Raw genomic sequence first — 2,797 nt, forward strand, 5'->3', positions numbered from 1 at the left:
GCTCCGGCGCGTCCGGGACCGGAGCGCGCCGGAGCCCGGCGCCGCCGCAGGTCACGGTCGCGGGTGAAGATGTCGTGTCGATCGGCTCACGTTCGCGGACGCACCGCGCGTGCTCCCGGAGCCGGGGCCGCCGCGGCAGCACAATCGGGGCATGCCGTCCTCGCGCCGCCCTCCGCGCCCCGGTGCCCCCGCGCGCCCGGGGACCGGGCCCGCGCGCGGGTCGTCCGGGTCGAAGCCGACCCGGTCGGGCACGACGGCGTCCGGAGCGTCCCGCTCGTCGACGTCCAAGCCCGCCGCGTCCCCGGGTGCGTCGCGCGCGCGGCCGACGACCGGGAAAAGCTCCACGACGAGCGCGAAGGCCGCCGCGTCGTCGAGCGCACGCCGGCCGGCCTCGCGCGCGCAGCGCCCGGCACCGTCGCGCCGCGCCGCAGGCCCCGCGCCGGAGGACCGGCGCCGGAGCCGGTACGGCTTCCTGCTGCCCGAGGTGGTGACGGTCCGCACCCTGGTGCTGTCCGTGGTCGTGCTGCTCGCCGTGGTGCTGCTGCTGCCCACCCTGCGGGCGTACGTGAACCAGACGGGGGAGCTGCGCGAGCTGCGCAACGACCTCGCGCAGGCGGAGACCCGGCGCGACGACCTCCGGTCCGAGCTGGACCGCTGGGACGACCAGGCGTACGTCGAGCGCGAGGCGCGGGACCGTCTCAACTTCGTCATGCCGGGCGAGCGGCCGTGGCGCGTGCTCGACCCGGAGACGGTGGTCGACGACATCGACCCGCAGACCGGTCGGACGATCACCGACGGCCCCGTCCAGGGCTACGAGGACGGCACGCCCTGGTACGAGGCGATCTGGGCGTCGGTGCAGGTCGCGGGCGAGCAGCCGGTGTCGTCGGGCGCGGGCGAGGGGGCCGGGACGGACGGCGACGGGGCCGGCGAGGAGGCGCCGCCCGCGGGCGAGGAACCGACCGGCGACGGCTCGACGCCGTCGAGCGGGGAGAATGGGTGACGCGTCGTCCCGACGCGCCCGACCGAACCGAAGGAAGACCCGTGCCCGACGCCCGCCTGGCCATCCCCGCCGACGACCCGGACGCCGTCGTCACCGAGCGCGACCTCGAGACCCTCGCGGAGCAGCTCGGTCGCGCCCCGCGCGGGGTCGTCGGCATCGCCGCGCGGTGCGCGTGCGGGCGCCCGCTCGTGGTCCGCACGGCGCCGCGGCTCGAGAACGGCACGCCGTTCCCCACCACCTTCTACCTCACCAGCCCCGGCGCGGTGGCGGCCGCGTCGACGCTCGAGGCGAACGGTGTCATGAAGGAGATGTCCGAACGCCTGACCGAGGACGAGGAGCTCGCCGCCGCCTACCGGCGCGCGCACGAGCACTACCTCGCGCAGCGGGAGGCGCTGGGCCACGTCAAGGAGATCGACGGGATCTCGGCCGGGGGCATGCCGACGCGCGTCAAGTGCCTGCACGTCCTCGTCGGGCACGCCCTGGCCGCCGGTCCCGGCGTGAACCCGCTGGGGGACGAGGCGCTCGAGCGCGTGCGCGACGTCTGGCGCCCGGACCGCTGCACCTGCTGAGCCGCCGCGACCGAGACCCTGGGTGACGCAGGGCACGCGGCGGGCTCCCGTCCGGAGGGCGGCCCGGGGCGCGACCGCCCGCCCGACGGTGGCACGCTTGGTCGCATGACCTCAGGCTCCACCTCTGCTCCGGACGCGCTCGCCACGCCGGGTCTCGCGCCCGTCCCCGTCCCGCCCGGCGCCGCGCGCGTCGCGGCGATCGACTGCGGGACCAACTCGATCCGCCTGCTCGTCGCGGACGTCGACCCGGTCGCGGGCACGCTCGTCGACCTCGACCGCCGCATGGAGGTCGTCCGGCTTGGCCAGGGCGTCGACCGCACGGGCCGCCTCGCGCCGGAGGCGCTCGCGCGCACGCTCGACGCCGCGCGCCGGTACGCCGACGTGATCGCGGAGCTCGGCGCCACGCGCACGCGCTTCGTCGCGACCTCGGCCACGCGGGACGCCGAGAACCGCGCCGAGTTCGTCGAGGGCGTCCTGGCCGCGCTGGGCGTGGAGCCCGAGGTCGTCTCGGGCGAGGAGGAGGCCGCGCTGTCGTTCCGTGGGGCGACGTCGACGGTCGCCGCGCTGCGCCCGGGCCCGTTCGTGGTCGTGGACCTCGGCGGCGGCTCGACCGAGCTCGTGCTCGGCACGGCGACCCCCGACGCCGCGTTCTCCATGGACGTCGGCTGCGTGCGCCTCACGGAGCGGCACCTGCGCTCCGACCCCCCGACCGCCGCCGAGGAGGCCGCGGCCCGCGCGGACGTGCGCGCCGCGCTCGGCGAGGCGACCGCCGTCGTCCCGCTGGGGGAGGCCGCGACGCTCGTCGGCCTCGCGGGATCGGTCACCACGGTGACGGCCCACGCGCTGGGCCTCGCGCAGTACGACCGGGACCGCATCAACGGTGCCGTGCTGTCCGTCGACGCGGTCCTGGCGGCGTGCGACGACCTGCTCCACCGCTCGCGCGCCGAGCGCACCGCCCTGGGCTTCATGCACCCGGGCCGCGTGGACGTCATCGGCGCCGGCGCGCTCGTGTGGTCGGAGGTCGTGCGCCGCGTGCGCGACGACGTCGCCGCCGCGGGCGGGTCGCTCACCGAGGTCGTGACGAGCGAGCACGACATCCTCGACGGGATCGCCTGGTCGATCGCCTGACCCGACCGCCGAACCCAGGGTCGTTCCCCACCCCGGCACTCGGGTGGGGAGCGACCCCGGGTTCGGCGGGTCGACCCGGCCCACCCTAGGTCGTCCCCGG

3 protein-coding genes are annotated in these 2,797 nt (G+C 77.3%); all 3 read left to right on the forward strand.

What is annotated here, in order from left to right:
* Positions 1–151 precede the first annotated feature (151 nt).
* The gene (locus ACFWH7_RS20940; RefSeq protein WP_378219601.1) at positions 152–1,000 is read left to right on the forward strand and encodes an FtsB family cell division protein; all 849 of its coding nucleotides are present in this window, start codon (positions 152–154) and stop codon (positions 998–1,000) included.
* A gap of 41 nt (positions 1,001–1,041) precedes the next feature.
* A complete protein-coding gene (locus ACFWH7_RS20945) occupies positions 1,042–1,569 on the forward strand; it encodes a DUF501 domain-containing protein (protein ID WP_378219603.1) in 528 nt (175 codons plus the stop codon).
* A gap of 105 nt (positions 1,570–1,674) precedes the next feature.
* Positions 1,675–2,697 (forward strand): Ppx/GppA phosphatase family protein, encoded by a 1,023-nt coding sequence (locus ACFWH7_RS20950; protein ID WP_378219605.1) that lies wholly within the window; start codon positions 1,675–1,677, stop codon positions 2,695–2,697.
* Positions 2,698–2,797 lie beyond the last annotated feature (100 nt).

Origin of the sequence: Cellulosimicrobium cellulans (assembly GCF_042723955.1) — a bacterium.
Classification (GTDB): Bacteria; Actinomycetota; Actinomycetes; order Actinomycetales; family Cellulomonadaceae; genus Cellulosimicrobium; species Cellulosimicrobium cellulans_H.

What these genes read in the sequence shown, in the direction of transcription:
- ACFWH7_RS20940 (WP_378219601.1), top strand. Translation starts at nt 152, where the DNA reads ATGCCGTCCTCGCGCCGCCCTCCGCGCCCCGGTGCCCCCGCGCGCCCG.
- ACFWH7_RS20950 (WP_378219605.1), top strand. Translation starts at nt 1,675, where the DNA reads ATGACCTCAGGCTCCACCTCTGCTCCGGACGCGCTCGCCACGCCGGGT.